The following is an 18,083-nucleotide window of genomic DNA, read 5'->3' as shown; positions in this document are numbered from 1 at the left end:
CTCAGCCGCTCGCTGAGGGCGGCGGCCTCGGCGTACATGCGGCCCGCGCGGGCGAAGTCGCCCTCGGCCTCGACGGCGGCGGCGGTCGCGAAGAGGTCGCTCAGTCCGTCGTGTCCGCTCTCGTCGCCGAAGGGGAGGCGGCCCGCGACCTCGGTGTAGCGCTGGCGGGCGATCCGCACGAGCTGGTGGCTCGGGCCGAGTTCACGGCGGGCGGTCTCCAGCATGAGGGTGAACGCGCGCAGCGCCGCCGCCGTGTCGCCGCTCTTCTGCTGCCAGTAGCCCACCTCGCACAGCAGGGTGAGCGCCGTCTCGGTGCGGTTCTCCCGCTCGGCCTCCCGGCGCATGGTCTCGTAGCGGCGCACGGCCTCCTCGGGGCGGCCCGCGCGGCCGTGCCAGTGGGCGAGTTGGTGCCGGACGAGTCCGGCGTCGCGGTGGCCGGGCCCTTGGACGCGGTCCCGGTCGGCCAGCAGCCGGGTGAACTGGCGCACCGCATCCTCGGGGCGACCCGACTCGCCTGTCCAGTGGGCCAGTTGGTGGCGCAGGGCCAGGGTGTCGGTGTCGTCCGGCCCGAGGGCGCGCTCGGCCTCCGCGACGAGTTGTGCGTACCTCAGCGCGGCTTCCCCGGCGTTGCCCGTGCGGCCGGTCAACTCCGCGTGTTGGCTGGCCGCCTGGAGATCCGCCGCGAACGCCGTGCGGGATTTCGAGGCCGTCGCGCGCCCTCTGCCGAACCACTTCACCGAGCCCACCCCCATAGCCGTAGAGGGTGGACCATATGCGTTGCCCAATCGTTTGGGCAACCGAATTGCCCACCCTTCAGGGGAAGTTCACCTCACGCCAGGCTCGGCCCGACCGGCGCTCCCGTGGAGGCCCGCACCACGAGGTGCGGTGTCAGCGCCTCGGACTCGACGGTCTCCCCCGCGATCCGCCGCAGCAGCATCCGCACGGCCCGCCTGCCCTGTTCGGCCATCGGGGAGTGGACGCTCGTGAGCGGGACGGGGAGTTCGGCGGCCAGCGGTGTGTCGTTGAAGCCGGCGAGCGCGAGGTCGTCGCCGAGGCCGAGGCCCAGGTCGCGGGCGGCGCCAATGGTGCCGATCGCGGCGAGGTCGTTGACGGCGAACACCGCGGTGGGCCGGTCGGGGCCGGTGAGGAGGTCGGCGGCGGCCCGGTGTCCGCCGCCCGTGTCGAACCGGCAGTGGCGTATCCGGTGGGCGCGCACCGGCAGGCCCGCTTCGCGGTAGCGGTCGGTGAAGCCGGCCGTGCGGTCGATGCCGGTGCTGGCGAAGGGTTCGCCCGCGACGACGGCGACCTCGCGGTGGCCGAGGGCGAGGAAGTGCTCGGCGACCAGGCGTCCGCCGAGGCGGTCGTCGCAGGTGATCGCGGGGTGGCCGGTGTCGGTGCGGCGGTTGACGAGGACGAAGGGGGTGGCGGCCAGGGCGGGGGTGGTGAGGGCGGCGCCGTCGAGGTGCGCGTCGCCGACGACGAGGCCGTCGACCCTGCGGCCGAGGACCATGGCGATCCGCTCGCGCTGGGTGGCGGGGTCGTCGTGGGTGTTGGTGACGAAGGTGGAGAGACCGCACTTCGTCGCCTCCTCCTCGATGCCCTCGTAGATGGTGGCGACCACGATCTCCGAGAGGCGGGGGAAGAGGACCCCGACGAGGTTGCTGCGGCGAGTGCGCAGGCTGGTGGCGTGCGGGTTGGGACGGTAACCGAGTTCGTCGGCGAGTTCCCGGATCCGGCGCGCGGTATCACCTGAGGCCGCACGCCCCTGCGCGCCGGCGGGGCCGTTGAGTACCCGCGAAACCGTGGACACATGCAGCCCGAGCCGCTCCGCGAGGCCACGCAGGGTCACGGGTCCGTCGCCGCCCACCATGTCCGCCTCCCGCCTGACTGCTCTTGGACCAGAGCCATTCTCCTGGACCGGGGCCTGACTCCCGGGCCCGGGACCAACTCCCCGGCCGGAGGCCAACTCCCGGACCGCAGGCCGACTCCCCGACCAGAGGCCAACTCCCGGACCAGGGACCGACCCCCAAACCACAGGCCAACTCCCGGACCAGGGACCGTCTCCCGGGCCGGGGACCGACTCCTGGACCGGGGACCAGCTCCCGGACCGGAGGCCAACTCTCGGACCCGTGACCAGCTCCCCGGCCGCAGGCCAACTCCCCGACCAGGGACCTCTCCTGATCCGGAGGCCGTGCCGCTGAACCGGAGCCGCCTCCACAACCAGGGACCCGCACCACCGGGCCGAAGCCCCCCACACCCAGGAACCCGCGCAACTGGGCCGGAGCCGCCCCCAGGGCCGAGGCCGCTCTCCCGTCGCGTTCACGCCCCGCGGTACCCAGTCACCCGCGACCCGCCCGGCACCGGCCCCCACGCCCCTCCCCTCTCACCCCCGCCCCCTCACCCCCTCACCGCCTCCGCCCCAACCGCGCCGAAAGCGCCCCCGCGAACTCCTCCGCCTGGGCGAGCTGGGCCCGCAGTTCCTCGACCTTGCGCTGTGCGGCCTGCTCGAACACCCGTATCCGGCCGAGGAGTTGCCCGGCCTCGCGGGGGGACAGCGGCTCTCCGGAGTCCAGCCGGTCCGTCGTCTCCAGCAGGGTCCGTATCTCGTCCAGGGTGAAGCCGAGGGGTTTCATGCTGCGGACGACCGTGAGGCGGGCGACGTCGGACTCGGTGTAGAGGTGGAAGCCGCCCTGCGAGCGGGCGGAGGGGGCGACGAGACCGGCGTCCTCGTAGTGCCGGATGGTGCGTAACGGAAGGTCGGTCCGTACGGCGACCTCGCCGATCTGCATGTGCTGGCCGCTCACACGGAGTGCCCTTCTTCCTTCGTCTGCCGCTGCGGAGATCCAAGCCTAGCGGCAGGCCGAGGGCCTGCCCGACATGATCACGACCACCGGCCTCGCCCGCCGTTGGCCTGATTCCGGCCGGTTTCGGCGCCGGGGTGGCCCCGCCCGACGACCGCCCGGGCCCGCGCATTCCCGTATGGCGAAAGGTTCACCCCATCTCCCCGCTTCGACCTGCGCGTTCTCACATCGGCCGACGGTCCGCCGATCAAACGCCCACATCGCTAAGGATGCCGAAACGGTCATGTCACGAGCCGATAACACTGCCGGGTCGGCCGACATACAACGGTCAGTCCGGGCAGGTGCGTCCGCACGACGAACGCGACCACCCGACCAGGGGACTTCACGTGATGCCCAGCCAGACCGTCCTGACCCGCCGCCGACTCCTCGTCCTCGCCTCCGCAGGTGCCCTCGCCGCGTGCAGCAGGACCGAGGGCGGCGCGGCCGACGACGCGGATCTCCTCGCCAAGCTCCGCGAGCGAGGCTCCGTGAAGGTCGCCTACGCGAACGAGGCACCGTACGGCTTCAAGGAGGGCGGCACCCTCAAGGGCGAGGCGCCGACACTGCACGCGGAGGTGTTCAAGGCGCTCGGCGTACCGAAGCTGGAGCCGGTGTTCTCGGAGTGGGACGGCCTGATCCCGGGGTTGCTGGCCGGGAAGTACGAGGTGATCAGCGCCGGCATGGCGATCCTCCCCGACCGCTGCGAGAAGGCCGCATTCTCGCAGCCGGAGTTCATCTCGCCGACCGCGATGATGGTGCCGTCCGGGAACCCGGAGCAGCTCGGCGACCTGGCGTCGGCGAAGCGGGCCGGCGTCACCCTCGGGGTGATGTCCGGGGCCGCCGAGAAGGGGTACGTGGAGGCGGCCGGCATCCCCTCGGGCAAGGTGAAGACGCTGACGAAGCCGCAGGACGGCGCCGACGCCGTGAAGAACGGGCGGATCGACGCGTTCGTCCTGACCGGCATCTCACTGCGCTGGCTCGCCAGGACCAACAAGGGACTTGAGGTCACCGAGCCGTTCCTGCCGATGATCGGCGGGGTGAAGCAGTACAGCCCCGGTGGGGCCGTCTTCCGCAAAGGTGCCGAATCCTTGCGGGACGCCTTCGACACCGAGCTGAAGAAGATCACCTCCGACCGGCAGCGGTACGTGAAACTGCTCGGCCCCTACGGCTTCACCGCCGCCGAACAACCCCCTGCCGCGCTGACGACGGCACGGCTGTGCGCGGCCTGACGCGGGGGCACTGCCATGGGTGACTTCCTGTCCGCCTTCCTCTCCGAACTCCCCTCGGTGGCCTCCGGGTTGTGGGTGACCGTCGAGGCAACCGTGCTGGGCGCGCTGCTCGCGGCCGTCGTCGCGTTCGTCTGCGGGCTGGCGGCGAACGCCCGCCCGCGCATGGCTCGTTGGACGTCGAGGGGGGTCGTCGAGTTCTTCCGGGGCACGTCCCTCTACATCCAGCTCTTCTGGCTGTACTACGCGTTCCCGCTGCTCACCGGGTACGAGTTCGGCCCGCTGGTGTGCGGGGTTCTCGCGCTCGGCCTGAACTACGGGGCGTACGGCTCAGAGGTGGTCCGGGGTGCGCTGGCGGCGGTGCCCGCGCCGCAGCGGGAGGCCGCCGTGGCCCTCAACTTCACGCCGCCGCAACGCCTTTACCGCATCGCCCTGCCGCAGGCGTGGCCGCAGATGATCCCGCCGTTCACGAATCTGCTGATCCAGATGCTGAAGGCGACGCCGCTGCTGTGGCTGATCTCGGTGGCGGATCTGACGACGGTCGTCCAGTCCCTGCGCGACCGCACGGGCGAGACGATTCCCGCGTATCTGACGCTGCTGGTCCTGTACTTCGCCCTCGCTCGCCTGCTGACGGCCGGGATGGGGCTCCTGGAGCGGCAGGCCGCCGGCAGGCTCGGCAGGACGACGGCGACGAGCGGAGGTCGGCCGTGACGCACCAGTGGGACTGGGAGGCGGCCCGCGAGGCGCTGCCGCTACTGCTCACCGGGTTCCGGACGACGCTCCTGGCGACCGCCCTCGGCACCCTCGTCGCCGCTGTCCTCGGCCTCGCCCTCGCGGTCGGCGGACGGGCGCCGAGCCGCTGGGTGTCCTGGCCTGTCAGGGCCGTCGCGGAGTTCGTGCGCTCGACTCCACTGCTCGTCCAACTCGCGGGTGCGTACGCGGTGTTCACCTCGGTGTCGCCGCTGACGCTCGGTGTCGCGGTGCTCGGCGTGCACTACTCGGCCTACCTCGCGGAGGTCTACCGGGCCGGGATCGACGCCGTTCCGCGAGGCCAGTGGGAGGCGGCGCGGGCGCTGTCGCTGTCGCCGGTGCGGACGTGGGCCGACGTCGTCCTGCCACAGGCGGTCCGGACGGTGCTGCCGTCGCTCGGCAACTACGCGATCGCCATGTTCAAGGAGACGCCCTTCCTCGCCGTGATCACCGTCGCGGAAATGGTCGCGCATGCACGCGAGTTCGGCGCCGACCACTTCGCCTACCCCGAGGCGTTCACCCTCGCCGGACTCGTCTTCCTGCTGGCGAGCTGGCCGACCTCGCTCGCCCTGCGGAAACTGGAGCAACGCCTTGGCCACTGACATCGAATCCCAGCCCCAGAACACTCCCGTGGCCAAGCCGCCGATGGTCCGTTTCGAACGGGTCGTCAAACGCTACGGCGACCACACGGTCCTCGACGGACTCGACTTCACGGCCGACCGAGGCCGGCACCTCACGCTGATCGGCCCGTCCGGCTCCGGCAAGACCACCATCCTGCGGCTGCTGATGACGCTGGAGCGGGTGTCGGACGGAGTGATCTGGGTGGACGGCGAGCCCCTCACGCACCGCCGCGCGGACGACGGTTCCCTGAAGCCGGCCGACGAGAAGCACCTGCGGCCGATCCGGCGCCGTATCGGCATGGTGTTCCAGCACTTCAACCTGTTCCCGCACATGAACGTCCTGCGCAACATCACGGAGGCTCCCGTCCGCACCCTCGGGCAGCCCCAGGAGCAGGCTCAGGCGCGGGCGCGGGAACTCCTCGACATGGTCGGCCTCGCGGACAAGGCCGACGAGCACCCGACACGGCTGTCGGGAGGCCAGCAACAGCGGGTCGCTATCGCGCGAGCCCTGGCCATGGAGCCGGAGATCCTCCTGCTCGACGAGGTGACCTCGGCGCTGGACCCCGAACTCGTCTCCGGGATCCTCGACCTGCTGCGGGAGATCGCGGCCACCACCGACATCACCCTGCTCTGTGTCACCCACGAGATGGGGTTCGCGCGGGACGTCTCCGACGAGGTCCTGATGTTCGACGCGGGCCGGATCGTCGAGTCGGGCACCCCCGAGCAACTCTTCAACGCGCCGAGTCACCCCCGTACGCGGGAATTCCTGAGCGCCGTCCTGTGAACTCCCTTGCCGCCGCGCGTGGTCCACCTTTCGCAGCCCTCACCCGCGCCCCTGTTCCCGACCCAAGGGACCCATGCCCTTCCACCCTGCCCCCACCATCGACCGCCCGACCGTGGATGACGGGAGCGCCCTGTGGCGCATCGCCCGGGACTCCGGGGTCCTCGATCTGAACTCCCCCTACAGTTACCTCCTTTGGTGCCGTGACTTCGCGGACACCTCGGCGGTCGCCCGGCACGAGGGCGCTCCCGTCGGATTCGTCACCGGCTATCTGCGGCCCGACCGCCCCGGCACTCTCTTCGTCTGGCAGATCGCCGTGGACGACGCCCACCGGGGCCGTGGTCTGGCCGGTGCCCTGCTGGACGCGCTGACCGCGCGGACCGCCGCCGCGTCGGTGGAGACCACCGTCACACCGGACAACGCCGCCTCCCGGGCCCTGTTCGAGGCGTACGCACGCCGGCACGGGGCGGACGTCGAGCGGACCGTCCTCTTCGACGGCACGGCGTTCCCCGGCGGCGGGCACGAGCCCGAAGTCCTGCACCGCATCAGCCCGTTGAGCTGAACCCTCCCCCCACCACCAGGAGTTCCCGCATGACCACCACCGAGACCCCCCTGAGCACGTTCGAACTGCTGGAGTCCGAGGTCCGCAGCTACTGCCGGGGCTGGCCCGTCGTCTTCGACCAGGCCCGGGGCAGCCACCTGTGGTCCGAGGACGGCCGCCGCTACCTGGACTTCTTCTCCGGCGCCGGGTCCCTGAACTACGGGCACAACAACCCCGTCCTCAAGCGCGCCCTGCTCGACCATCTGGAGCGCGACGGCATCACCCACGGCCTGGACATGGCGACCACCGCCAAACGGGCCTTCCTGGAGAGCTTCCACGAGCTGGTGCTCAAGCCGCGCGGCCTGGCGTACAAGGTGATGTTTCCGGGGCCGACGGGCACCAACGCCGTGGAGGCCGCGCTGAAGCTGGCGCGCAAGGCGAAGGGGCGGGAGTCGGTCGTCTCGTTCACGAACGCGTTCCACGGCATGACGCTCGGCTCGCTAGCCGTCACCGGCAACGCCTTCAAGCGGGCCGGGGCGGGGATACCGCTGGTGCACGGGACACCGATGCCGTTCGACGACTACCTCGACGGGCGAACCCCGGACTTCCTGTGGTTCGAGCGGCTCCTCGCGGACACCGGGTCCGGGCTGAACCATCCGGCGGCGGTCATCGTCGAGACCGTGCAGGGCGAGGGCGGGGTGAACGTGGCCCGGCCGGAGTGGCTGCGGGGGCTCGCGGCGCTGTGCGCGCGCCACGACATGCTGCTGATCGTCGACGACATCCAGATGGGGTGCGGGCGCACGGGGCCGTTCTTCTCCTTCGAGGAGGCGGGCATCACCCCGGACATCGTCACCGTCTCCAAGTCCATCAGCGGGTACGGGCTGCCCATGGCGCTCACCCTCTTCGCCCCCGAACTCGACCTGTGGGAGCCGGGTGAGCACAACGGCACGTTCCGGGGCAACAACCCGGCGTTCGTGACGGCGACGGCCGCGCTGCACGCGTACTGGGCGGACAAGGAGACGGAACTGCGCACGGCACGGCTCGGGGAGGCCGTCGAGCAGCGGCTCCTCGCGCTGTGCGCCGAGCACGCGGGGACGGCGTGCCGGGGGCGGGGGCTGGTGTGGGGCGTCGAGTTCGACGATCCGGCGCGGGCCGACGCCGTCTGTGCGCGGGCGTTCGAGCGGGGGCTGCTGCTGGAGACGTCGGGGCCGCGGGGGGAGGTCGTGAAGCTGCTGCCCGCGCTGACGGTGAGCGATGGGGAGCTGGAGGAGGGGCTGGACATTCTCGGGCGGGCGGTCCGGGCGTCGGCCTGAAGACATATCGACAACCAGGAGATTGCGTGATCATCCGATCGCTGGCCGAGATCGAGAACACCGACCGGCACATCAGGTCCAGGTCGGGGACCTGGGAGAGCAAACGCCTCGTCCTCGCCCGGGAGAAGGTGGGTTTCTCCCTGCACGAGACGGTGCTGTACGCCGGTACCGAGACCGGCATGTGGTACGCGCACCACGTGGAGGCCGTCCTGTGCGTCGAGGGCGAGGCCGAACTCACCGACGAGGAGACGGGCGAGGTCCACGAGATCACGCCGGGCACGATGTACCTGCTGGACGGCCATGAGCGGCACACCCTGCGCCCCAGGACCGACTTCCGGTGCGTGTGCGTGTTCAACCCGCCCGTCACCGGACGCGAGGACCACGACGAGAACGGCGCCTACCCCCTGCTGCTGGAGGACTGAACCATGACCACGCTCACCGACATCTACCCGAGCCGGGGCGCCACCGAGACCGCCGTCCCCCGTCGGGACCCGGTCGTCTGGTCGCCCCCGGACCGCCCCGGCCCCTTCACGCCGGACGACCTCGCATCGTTCGACGCGGACGGCTTCCGCTCGGTCGACCGGCTGCTCGACCCCGGTGAAGTGACCCGCTACCGGGTCGAGTTGGACCGACTGCTGCACGACCCCGCCGTCCGCGCCGACGAACGGGCGATCGTCGAACCCCGCTCCGGGGAGGTGCGTTCGGTCTTCGAGGTGCACCGGATCAGCGAGGTCTTCGCGTCCCTCGTGCGGGACGAGCGGGTCGTGGGGCGGGCCCGGCAGATCCTCGGCTCCGACGTGTACGTCCACCAGTCGCGGATCAACGTGAAGCCCGGGTTCGGGGCGTCCGGCTTCTACTGGCACTCCGACTTCGAGACGTGGCACGCGGAGGACGGCCTCCCCCGGATGCGGACCGTCTCGGTGTCCATCGCCCTGACGCCCAACCTCGACACCAACGGCGGCCTCATGATCATGCCGGGCTCGCACCGCACGTTCCTCGGCTGCGCCGGTGCGACCCCGCGCGACAACTACAAGCGGTCCCTGCAGATGCAGGACGCGGGCACCCCCTCGCACGAAGCCCTGCGCCGGCTCGCCGACGCCCACGGCATCCGCCTCTTCACCGGCCCTGCCGGGTCCGCCGTCTGGTTCGACTGCAACGCCATGCACGGCTCCGGCGACAACATCACCCCCTACCCGCGCTCCAACCTCTTCGTCGTCTTCAACAGCGTCGAGAACGAGGCGGTCGAGCCGTTCGCGGCGCCCGTCCGCCGTCCGGAGTACATCGGGGCGCGGGACTTCACGCCGGTGCGGTAACCGGCCCGTGCCGGTGCCCCGCTACAGGGGTACCGGCACACCCTCGTGCTCCCGGGCCTTCGCGGACCGTCTGATGACCGCCTCGGAGCACATCCCGTGCAGCAGCACGCTCCCCAGCACGGTCAGCACCGTCGTCTGGAGCACGGCGTCCGCCCGGATCCCGTCCGGGAGGCCGTTGTAGGCGATGAGCCCGAACACGATGGTGGTCGTGCCCCGGGGCCCGAGCAGCCCGACCAGCACCCGGTCCCACCGGCCGAGCGGGGAACCGAGGAAGGCGAGGAGGACGGGGACGACGCGGACGACGGTGAGGGCGGCGAGGCAGAACACGACGACGTGCCAGCTCACCCCGAGGGCGAAGGTGATGACGGTCGCGAGGCCGACGACGAACCACATGGTCATCGTCATCAGCGAGGTGACGTCCTCCAGGAGGCCTGTCTCGTGGGTGCCGATGGACGAGCGGTGGGCCTGCCTGCGGGCGACGAGGACGCGGTGGGCGTACCGGAACGCGATCCCGCACACGAACGAGGTGACGAAGCCGTTGCCGCCGATCTCGACGCCTGCCGTGTAGGCGATCAGCGGGGTCAGGAGCACGGCGAACCGGCGTGACTGGTCGGTCGTCCAGCCGGCCCGGTCGGCGCGGTGCAGCAGCCACGCGATGAGGCCGCCGATGACGACGCCGGCGAGGATCGCCTTCACGGCCTGCTCGGCGGCGCTGGTCAGGGCCTGTGCCGGGGTGTGGAGGGTGGTGCTGCCGCCGGCGAGGATCAGCGCGAAGAGGAAGAGCGGCGACGCGATGCCGTCGTTGTAGCCGCTCTCGACGTTCAGGACGCTCCGCACGCGCGACGACAGCCGCCCGTCCCGGACGACCCCTTCACTGGGCGCGAAGTCGATGGGGACGACGACGCAGGCGATGACCAGCATCAGCGCCCAGGAGAGGTCCGGGAAGACGAGCTTGCCGAGCACCATCGCGGCGCCCAGGCTCAGCGGGAACGCGATGAGCAGGACCCGGGCGACCAGTCGGGGCGAGTTCCCCCACAGCCGTCCGCCGCGCACCTCGGTCGCGTCGACGAACAGCAGGAACGCCAGGATGATCTCGGCGGCGTGCTGGGCCATCTCGGTGTTGAGGGCGGCGGCGACGGAGTCCTCGACGACGACCCCGACCACGACACCGGCCAGCACCATGGTCGCCGGGGCGCCGAGGTGCCAGCGCTGGAGACGGAGCGCGGCGAGCGAGCGGATCAGGGCCATCACCGCGGCGGCCAGGATGGTGGGGATCACTGAGCGGGGCTTCCATCGAGACGGGGAGAGGGGGTGGGGGGAGAGGGGGGAGGGGGGAGAGGAAGGATAGGGGACGAAAGGGGGACGAACAGGGTGTACGGGCAGCGTACGGGTCAGTGGCTGGTTCCCGTCACATGTGCGGCGAACCCTTCCACGAGTCCGCCGTACAGATCCGGGCGGATCACCGCCAGCACCGCGATCCCGGCCGCCAGGCTCAGCATGACGCCCTCCCACCGGCCACCACGCGACCGGCGTTCCTTCAGCTGTTCGTGTCGTTCCATGCCTCAACTCTGGCCGACCGAGGCCGCCGCCACCATCCGGCAGAAGTCTGGTCCTCACCCCGCCGATCGGCGGGGTGAGGTCGTTCTGGAGAAGGACCGCCGTGCCTGTCCTCTCAACCCTTCGGCCCACCCCGCCGCTCCGCCGTCAGCGGCGCAGCCCCAGTGCCTCGGCCCCCGCGTACCGCGCCTGCCTGCCCAGTTCCTCCTCGATGCGGACGAGTTGGTTGTACTTGGCGGTGCGGTCGGCGCGGGAGAGGGAGCCGGTCTTGATCTGGCCGCAGGTGGTGGCGACGGCGAGGTCGGCGATGGTGGTGTCCTCGGTCTCGCCGGAGCGGTGGGACATGACGACGGTGTACCCGGCGCGGTGGGCGGTGGAGACGGTGGCGAGGGTCTCGGTGAGGGTGCCGATCTGGTTGACCTTGACCAGGACCGAGTTGGCGACGCCGTCGCGGATGCCGGCGCGCAGGAGGGTCTCGTCGGTGCAGAAGACGTCGTCGCCGGTGAGCTGGCAGTGGTCGCCGAGGCTCGCGGTGAGGGCCTGCCAGCCTTCGTGGTCGTGCTCGCCCATGGGGTCCTCGATGGAGGCGATGGGGTAGCGGCCGACCAACTCCGTGAGGTACGCGGCATGTTCGGCGGAGGTGCGGCGGACGCCTTCCCCGGCGTAGACGTACATGCCGTCCTTGTGGAACTCGGAGGCGGCCGGGTCCATGACGAGGGTGATGTCGGTGCCGGGCTTGAAGCCGGCCCCCTCGATCGCGCGGACGACGAAGTCGAGGGCCTCGTCGGCGGTGCGCAGGTCGGGGGCGAAGCCGCCCTCGTCGCCGACGTTGACGCTGTGCCCGGCGGCCAGGAGGCTCGCGCGCAGGGTGTGGAAGACCTCGGAGCCCATCCGGACGGCCTCGGCGAAGGTGGCCGCGCCGACGGGGGCGATCATGAACTCCTGGAAGTCGAGCGGGTTGTCGGCGTGGGCGCCGCCGTTGACGATGTTCATCATCGGGACGGGCAACAGACGCGCGTCGACGCCGCCGACGTAGCGGTAGAGCGGCATGCGGTGAGCCGCCGCCGCGGCCTTGGCGGTGGCGAGGGAGACGCCGAGCAGGGCGTTGGCGCCGAGGCGCGACTTCGAGGGCGTGCCGTCCAGTTCGATCATCGTGTGGTCGACGGTCGCCTGGTCCTCGGCGTCGAGGCCGACGACGGCGTCCGCGATGGTCTCGTTCACGGCGTCGACCGCGCGGCGAACTCCCTTGCCATGGAAGCGGTTCGGGTCGCCGTCGCGCAGTTCCACCGCCTCCCGCGCGCCGGTCGAGGCCCCGGAGGGGACGGCGGCCCGGCCGAGGGAGCCGTCCTTCAGTTCGACGTCCACCTCGACGGTGGGGTTGCCCCGGCTGTCGATGATCTCCCGAGCGACGACCCTGCTGATCGCGGTCACGACGCGTCTCCTTAAGTTCCGGTTGAGAACAAAGTGAGTCCCGAAAGGGAACTTACTATGGGGGCATGAAGATGCACAACGCCGACGAGACCTGCGGCATCGCGCAGTCCGCCCTCGTCCTGGGCGACTGGTGGAACGTACTGGTGCTGCGCGAAGTCGCCCGAGGGCACGTCCGTTTCGACGCGCTCGCCGCCGAGATCGGCCTGTCCCGCAAGGTCCTCACGGAGCGCCTCGGCCGGCTCGTCGCGCACGGCGTCCTGCGCCGCAGCCTCTACCAGCGCCGCCCGGTGCGGTACGAGTACCTCCTGACCGACGCCGGAACAGCCCTGCTCCCCCTGCTCGTCGCGATGCAGGACTGGGGTGACCGCTGGGTCCTGGGAGACGGCACCCTCACCGCGACGGCCGACGCGGACGGCGCCGAACACGCCCGTGTGCACGCCCTGTCGGGCACCCGGCTGCCGGAGGACCTGGTCTCACCGGACGCCGCCGCGACCGTCCTGTTCACCTACCCCGGCACCGGCGTCGACTGGGGCGAGCCGCCCATCCCCGGCGCGGCGGGCTGCACCCTGGAGCACCGGCTCTTCCGTGACGCCTGGCCGGACTTCCGGCGCGCGGGTGTGGAGTTGCGCGGTCTGAGCACTCAACTCCCCGTCGAGCAAGCCGCGTTCACCCGCGCCGAGGAGATCCCCTACCCGCTCCACTCCGACGCGGACCACCGGCTCGCCGCCGCCCTGCGCCTGCCGACGTTCCGGGGTGCGGGACGGCTCCGGCACAAGCGGCTGATCCTGGTCGCCGACGCCGAACGGACCGTCCGCCACGTCCTGTTCCCGGTCACCGACCTCCCGCACGCGGTGACGGAGAGCCTGCGGCTGGCGATCAGTTCTCGCCGGCCGGCGAGGTGACCGGCCCGGACGTCTCCAGGAACCGGTGCAGCGACTTCGCCATGTTCGCCACGAACTCCTCCGGCCCGGCGACCAGTTCCAGCGACAGGTACGGGTTCAGGTCCTCCAGCTCGACGAGGAGCAGCTCCCCTTCCCGCGTCCGGCACGCGTCCACCCGCTGGATGCCGTGGTCGAGTGTGTTCCAGTCGATGAAGCGCCGGGCGAACTCCAGGTCCGCGCCGGTGGGTTCGTAGGGTTCCAGTGCCCAGCGGCGCTGCGGGTCGGGGGCGTACAGGGCGTACTGGAAGGCGTCGTCGATGTAGTAGAAGGACACCTCGTACCGGAAGTCGATGCGTGGCTGCACCAGGATGTCCCCGTACTCCAGCCCGGCGAGTTCCCCGGCCGTCACGAACCTGAGCCCTATGGAGTCCGCCCCGTCCCTCGGCTTCACCGCATACGCGCCGGCGTCCGGCAACAGGCCCAGATCCTCGGCCCGTTCCACCGTCGGAATGACCGGGTACCCCTTCCCGGTCAGCTCCGGCAGATACCCCTTCCCCGCCATGTCCCCGCGCCCGCCCAGCGGGTTGTACACCCGCACCCCACTCTCCAGGGCCCGCTTCCGGAACGACTCGTACGCCTCCCGGTAGTGCAGCACGGGCCCGCTGTTGCGGACGACGACCACGTCGAACGCGTCCATCAGCGCGGCGGCGTCCAGCGGATGGCACGCCGCGACGTCGAAGCCGTCCCGCAGCCGGGACGTCACGAAGATGTCCTCGTCGCAGTACCGGCGGCCCCGCGCCTCGTAGGCCAGGTCGGTGACGTACAGGACTCGCGCCCTCATTCGTCCGCCCCCTGCCACGCCTCGGGGCTGGCGTAGTGGTTCCGGTGCCCTGCTGCCAGGACCGTGCGCAGTTCGGCCAGGTGGGTCGTGTCCGCCGGGAGGGTCAGGCGGTCGAGGAGGGCGAGGGCCGACGCCGGTTCCAGGTCGCCGTACACGTCGTGGTAGCCGGCCAACAACCCGTCGAACAACGGCTGGTGGAGGGCGGGGAGCTGGACGACGGTGTCGTAGGCGCGGTGTTTCACCGCCCAGGGGACGGGACCGGAGCTGGACAGGACGCGGCCGGCGCGGCGGAGCAGTTCGGGGGTGGGGGACTCGACGACGCGGTCCAGGTCGTCGCCGAGGACCTCCGCGAAGGACGCCTCCGCGGTCTCCGGGTCCTCGAACCAGTCCACCCACAGCGAGTAGGTGACGGGCTCGGCGTCACGTTCCTCCTCCAGGCGCCGCCGGTAGCCGTCCCAGAGGGCCCCCGGGGGCAGACTGCCTGCGGCGAAACGGAGTTCGCAGGTCACCCAGTACTCGTCGAGCAGGTCGAGGAGCCCGAAGCCGAGGCGGGCACGGCCGACGGCGTCCAGGCCGTCGTCCGTGAACACCTCACCGGCCCAGCTGTGCGCGATGTCGTCCGCGGTACGCGGTCTGCCCGGCTCGGCGGCGTCCGTCCAGCCTCCGTCGGCCTCGACGACACCTCGCGCGGCGAGCCACTCACGCGCTTCCTCCACATGTCCCATGCGCGCAGTACATCAGGAACGGCCGCTCTGTGGCAGTCAGAGCACTTCGGGCCCCGCGAACTCCGTCATGGCGTCGATCAGCCACCGCCCGAGGTAGTCCGCGAACGAGGCGCGGGGGAAGAGGCGGTAGGCCGTCTCGCCGGTCTGCCAGAGCAGGACCGGGACCGGGCCGACGGTCGTGGAGAGCGCGCGGCCGGGGGTGAACACGCGGGGGTGGAGGTCGAGGGGGCAGCCCTTCTCCAGGACCGCGCGGGCGCTGGGGCCGGTGAGTTCGAGGGTGGTGCGGTTGGCGGAGACGTCGACCACCGAGCCCGGGTCCGCGCCGAGGGCCTCCTTCAACTCCGTTGTCAGGTCGGCCGGTTCGGCGGTGGACACGACGAGCCATTCGTCCGGGCCCGCCCAAGTGGCCGTGTGTACACCGGCGGTGGTGGTCCGGCCGCACTGGCGGGGCAGCGGGGTGCCGAGGGTCTTCTCGATGCGGGCCGCCGCCTCGGAGGACGGCCGCACGCGGACGTTCACCATGGTGAGGAAGGGGAGTTCGGCCAGACCGACGCCCCTCGGTCCGGCGACGGCCGCCGCGGACATCCGTTCCTTGAGGTGGGCCAGGGGGCTCACCGCGATCTGGTCAGCCATCTCGGCGGGTCCCTTCGGGGTCGTAGAGGACGAAGTCGGTCACTTCGACGGGCACCAACTCGTCGCCCACCGGCGCGAGGAGGGTCTCGCCGTGCCGGTCCCGGCCGCCCGCGACGAGGGCGAGGGCGAAGGGGCGGCCGAGGGCCTGGCTGTGGTAGCTGGAGGTGACGTGGCCGAGCATCGGCACCGGGACGGTCGTCAAGTCGGCGTCCGGCGCGAGGAGTTGGGTGCCTTCGGGGAGCCGGGTCGTGCGGTCGGCGGGGAGCAGGCCGACCAGGTGTTTGCGGTCGGCGCGCTGGGTGTCGGGGCGCTGGAAGGAGCGTTTGCCGATGAACTCCTTCTGCTTCGACACCACCCACCCCATCCCCGCGTCCTGCGGGGTGACGGTCCCGTCGGTGTCCTGTCCGACGATGACGTACCCCTTCTCGGCGCGCAGGACGTGCATGGTCTCGGTGCCGTAGGGGGTGATCCCGTAGGGCTGTCCGGCGGCGTGGACCTGCTCCCAGACGGCCCGCCCGTACCACGCGGACACGTTGATCTCGTAGGCGAGTTCACCGGAGAAGGAGATCCGGCAGATCCGGGCCGCGACTCCCGAGGCGAGCGTGGTCTCGCGGAACGCCATGAACGGGAACGCCTCGTTGGAGAGGTCGACGTCCGGCGCCAACTGCCGGACCACGTCACGGGACTTGGGGCCGACGACCGCGATCGTCGCCCACTGCTCGGTCACCGACGTGCAGTACACGTCCAGTTCGGGCCACTCGGTCTGGAGCCACTCCTCCAGCCAGTCCAGGACTCCGGCGGCGCCTCCGGTGGTGGTCGTCATGAAGTACCGCTCGTCGTCGAGGCGCAGGGTCACGCCGTCGTCGAAGATCATGCCGTCGGGCTTGCACATCACGCCGTAGCGGGCGGTGCCCGGCTTCAGCTTCTTGAACGCGTTGGTGTAGATCCGGTTGAGGAACTCCCCCGCGTCGGCGCCCCGGATCTCGATCTTCCCGAGGGTGGAGGCGTCCATGAACGCGACCCCCTCACGGGCGGCCCGGCACTCGCGGGCGACGGCGGCGTCCATGTCCTCGTCGCCGAGCGGGTAGTAGCGGGGCCGCTTCCACTGCCCGACGTCCTCGAACACCGCCCCGTGCTCGACGTGCCAGTGGTGCACGGACGTCATGCGTTCCGGGTCGAACAGGTCGCCCCGCTCACGCCCGGCGAGCGCGGCGAACGCGACCGGCGTGTAGGGGGCCCGGTAGGCGGTGGTGCCGATCTCGCCGGGCGATCCGCCGAGCAACTGGGCGATGACGCCTATGGAGTTGACGCCGGACGTCTTGCCCTGGTCGTTCGCGGTGCCGAGGGAGGTGTAGCGCTTGACGTGCTCGACTCCCCGCATTCCAGCGCCGGTCGACCGCTGTACGTCGGCGACGGTGACGTCCCGTTGCAGGTCGACGAAGTGGGTGTCGTAGGAGTCGCCGGGCACGAGCCACAGCGCCCGCGTGACACCGCGCTCCCCCACCTCGACCGGCGCGGGCACCGCCACCGGGAACCCGGCCTCAGTGGCGGCCAGCGCCCCGGCCCGCGCGCCCTCGGCGATGCAATCAAGAGTGCCCCACGTCCCCCGGGCCGCCCCCACCACCTGCTGCCCGCGCACGGTCCCGTCCGGCACGAACGCCACCGACTCGTCGTCCCAGCGCACCTTTCCCTGCCGCTGGGAGTGCAGATGCACGACCGGACTCCACCCGCCCGACACCGCGAGCAGATCACACGCGAACGTCTCCACCGCCGAACTCCCGTCCAGCCGCTGGACGGTGACACTGCTCAGCCGCCCCTCCCCCGAGGTCTCGACGACCGCGCTGCCGGTCAGCACCACCCCGCCCACGGAAGCGGCCCGCGCGGACAGCTCCTCCCGCGCGTCGACGATCGCCACGACCTCGACGCCCGCCTCGCGCAGGGCCTCGACGGTGTCGTACGCGCTGTCGTTGGTCGTGCTCACCACGGCCCGCGAACCCGGCTTCACCGCATACCTCTTGAGGTACGTCCGCACGGCCCCGGCGAGCATCACGCCCGGCCGGTCGTTGCCCGCGAAGACGAGGGGGCGTTCATGGGCACCGGTCGCCAGGACGACCTGTCGGGCGCGGATGTGCCACAGGCGCTGCCGGGAGACGCCCGCGAACTCGGCCTGTCCGGTGCGGTGTTGGAGCGCGAGGACGTAGTTGTCGTCGTAGGCGCCGAAGGCGGTGGTGCGGTGCAGGACGACGGTGTCGGGGGCCGCGTCGAGGCGGGTGCGGAGGTCGGTGACCCAGTCCTGGCGGTCCAGGAGGGAGCCGCCGGACTCCGGCCGGTCGTCGATGAGGATCACCCGGGCGCCCGAGTCGCTCGCGGTGACGGCGGCGGCGAGTCCGGCGGGGCCGGCGCCGACGACCAGGACGTCCGTGTGGGCGTACTTCTTGTCGTAGACGGCCGGATCGGTGCCGGGGTCGAGGCGGCCCTTGCCGGAGAGGGTGCGGGCGTCGAGGCCGTCGTACAGCTCGATCGTGGTGGCCGGGAGCATGCCCTCGGAGTACGAACCGGCCAGCTGTATGAGGGCGTTGGGCTCCTCGACGCCCGCCGAGACGATGCCTCGGGGGCGGCCCCGGTAGAGGG

Annotated in this window: 18 protein-coding genes and 1 pseudogene; 9 read left to right on the top strand and 10 right to left on the bottom strand. The window is 71.4% G+C overall.

The window, feature by feature from the left end; all coding sequences use genetic code 11:
* From ACVNF4_RS18980 to ACVNF4_RS18970, 3 genes and pseudogenes are all read right to left on the bottom strand, one after another.
* Nucleotides 1-752 (bottom strand): annotated as a pseudogene (locus tag ACVNF4_RS18980) (hypothetical protein); the annotation flags it as partial.
* Between the two features lie 77 nt (nucleotides 753-829).
* Nucleotides 830-1,870 (bottom strand): LacI family DNA-binding transcriptional regulator, encoded by a 1,041-nt coding sequence (locus tag ACVNF4_RS18975; protein ID WP_461804027.1) that lies wholly within the window; start codon nucleotides 1,868-1,870, stop codon nucleotides 830-832.
* A gap of 535 nt (nucleotides 1,871-2,405) precedes the next feature.
* Entirely contained in the window at nucleotides 2,406-2,804 is a 399-nt protein-coding gene (locus ACVNF4_RS18970) for a MerR family transcriptional regulator (protein WP_461804026.1), read from the bottom strand.
* A gap of 386 nt (nucleotides 2,805-3,190) precedes the next feature.
* On the opposite strand from ACVNF4_RS18970, the gene ACVNF4_RS18965 reads away from it, so the two are divergent.
* From ACVNF4_RS18965 to thpD, 8 genes are all read left to right on the top strand, one after another.
* Nucleotides 3,191-4,069 carry a transporter substrate-binding domain-containing protein gene (locus ACVNF4_RS18965; RefSeq protein WP_461804025.1) on the top strand — a complete coding sequence of 293 codons (879 nt, stop codon included), beginning with the start codon at nucleotides 3,191-3,193 and terminating at the stop codon, nucleotides 4,067-4,069.
* A 15-nt stretch (nucleotides 4,070-4,084) separates the two neighbouring features.
* Nucleotides 4,085-4,777, top strand: coding sequence for an ectoine/hydroxyectoine ABC transporter permease subunit EhuC (gene ehuC / locus ACVNF4_RS18960; protein WP_461804024.1), 693 nt, complete (start codon nucleotides 4,085-4,087; stop codon nucleotides 4,775-4,777).
* Nucleotides 4,774-5,418, top strand: a complete 645-nt coding sequence (ehuD, locus tag ACVNF4_RS18955) for an ectoine/hydroxyectoine ABC transporter permease subunit EhuD (protein WP_461804023.1) — start codon at nucleotides 4,774-4,776, stop codon at nucleotides 5,416-5,418. Before ehuC ends, ehuD begins: the two co-directional genes overlap by 4 nt.
* A gap of 43 nt (nucleotides 5,419-5,461) precedes the next feature.
* Nucleotides 5,462-6,220: an ectoine/hydroxyectoine ABC transporter ATP-binding protein EhuA gene (ehuA, locus tag ACVNF4_RS18950; RefSeq protein ID WP_461804028.1), complete on the top strand. Its 759-nt coding sequence runs from the start codon at nucleotides 5,462-5,464 to the stop codon at nucleotides 6,218-6,220.
* 73 nt (nucleotides 6,221-6,293) lie between these two features.
* Nucleotides 6,294-6,779 (top strand): diaminobutyrate acetyltransferase, encoded by a 486-nt coding sequence (gene ectA, locus ACVNF4_RS18945; RefSeq protein WP_461804022.1) that lies wholly within the window; start codon nucleotides 6,294-6,296, stop codon nucleotides 6,777-6,779.
* 29 nt (nucleotides 6,780-6,808) lie between these two features.
* Nucleotides 6,809-8,071, top strand: coding sequence for a diaminobutyrate--2-oxoglutarate transaminase (gene ectB / locus ACVNF4_RS18940; RefSeq protein ID WP_461804021.1), 1,263 nt, complete (start codon nucleotides 6,809-6,811; stop codon nucleotides 8,069-8,071).
* A 26-nt stretch (nucleotides 8,072-8,097) separates the two neighbouring features.
* Nucleotides 8,098-8,493 carry an ectoine synthase gene (locus ACVNF4_RS18935; RefSeq protein ID WP_461804020.1) on the top strand — a complete coding sequence of 132 codons (396 nt, stop codon included), beginning with the start codon at nucleotides 8,098-8,100 and terminating at the stop codon, nucleotides 8,491-8,493.
* Between the two features lie 3 nt (nucleotides 8,494-8,496).
* The gene (gene thpD, locus ACVNF4_RS18930) at nucleotides 8,497-9,384 is read left to right on the top strand and encodes an ectoine hydroxylase (protein ID WP_461804019.1); all 888 of its coding nucleotides are present in this window, start codon (nucleotides 8,497-8,499) and stop codon (nucleotides 9,382-9,384) included.
* 21 nt (nucleotides 9,385-9,405) lie between these two features.
* On the opposite strand, the gene ACVNF4_RS18925 is transcribed toward thpD, so the two are convergent.
* From ACVNF4_RS18925 to eno, 3 genes are all read right to left on the bottom strand, one after another.
* Complete coding sequence (locus ACVNF4_RS18925) at nucleotides 9,406-10,662, bottom strand: cation:proton antiporter (RefSeq protein WP_461804018.1); 1,257 nt, start codon at nucleotides 10,660-10,662, stop codon at nucleotides 9,406-9,408.
* Nucleotides 10,663-10,775: 113 nt separating this feature from the next.
* Complete coding sequence (locus ACVNF4_RS18920; protein WP_461804017.1) at nucleotides 10,776-10,943, bottom strand: hypothetical protein; 168 nt, start codon at nucleotides 10,941-10,943, stop codon at nucleotides 10,776-10,778.
* 145 nt (nucleotides 10,944-11,088) lie between these two features.
* Nucleotides 11,089-12,372 (bottom strand): phosphopyruvate hydratase, encoded by a 1,284-nt coding sequence (gene eno / locus ACVNF4_RS18915; protein ID WP_461804016.1) that lies wholly within the window; start codon nucleotides 12,370-12,372, stop codon nucleotides 11,089-11,091.
* Between the two features lie 65 nt (nucleotides 12,373-12,437).
* Here eno and ACVNF4_RS18910 point away from each other — a divergent pair, with 65 nt between their 5' ends.
* Nucleotides 12,438-13,274, top strand: coding sequence for a winged helix-turn-helix transcriptional regulator (locus ACVNF4_RS18910; RefSeq protein ID WP_461804015.1), 837 nt, complete (start codon nucleotides 12,438-12,440; stop codon nucleotides 13,272-13,274).
* On the opposite strand, the gene ACVNF4_RS18905 is transcribed toward ACVNF4_RS18910, so the two are convergent.
* The 4 genes from ACVNF4_RS18905 to ACVNF4_RS18890 all read right to left on the bottom strand — a co-directional run.
* Complete coding sequence (locus ACVNF4_RS18905) at nucleotides 13,249-14,094, bottom strand: ATP-grasp domain-containing protein (protein WP_461804014.1); 846 nt, start codon at nucleotides 14,092-14,094, stop codon at nucleotides 13,249-13,251. The two genes, ACVNF4_RS18910 and ACVNF4_RS18905, sit on opposite strands and share 26 nt — an antisense overlap.
* A complete protein-coding gene (locus ACVNF4_RS18900; RefSeq protein ID WP_461804013.1) occupies nucleotides 14,091-14,819 on the bottom strand; it encodes a hypothetical protein in 729 nt (242 codons plus the stop codon). The genes ACVNF4_RS18905 and ACVNF4_RS18900 overlap by 4 nt, the downstream gene beginning before the upstream one ends.
* Nucleotides 14,820-14,855: 36 nt before the next feature.
* Complete coding sequence (locus ACVNF4_RS18895) at nucleotides 14,856-15,452, bottom strand: sarcosine oxidase subunit gamma (protein WP_461804012.1); 597 nt, start codon at nucleotides 15,450-15,452, stop codon at nucleotides 14,856-14,858.
* The coding region (locus ACVNF4_RS18890) for a sarcosine oxidase subunit alpha family protein (protein ID WP_461804011.1) at nucleotides 15,445-18,083 on the bottom strand (2,639 nt) is incomplete at its 5' end. The genes ACVNF4_RS18890 and ACVNF4_RS18895, both read right to left, overlap by 8 nt.

It is taken from the genome of Streptomyces sp. S6, assembly GCF_054880855.1.
The sequence above is the reverse complement of the archived record's forward strand: the minus strand, read 5'-3'. Positions and strand labels throughout refer to the sequence as shown.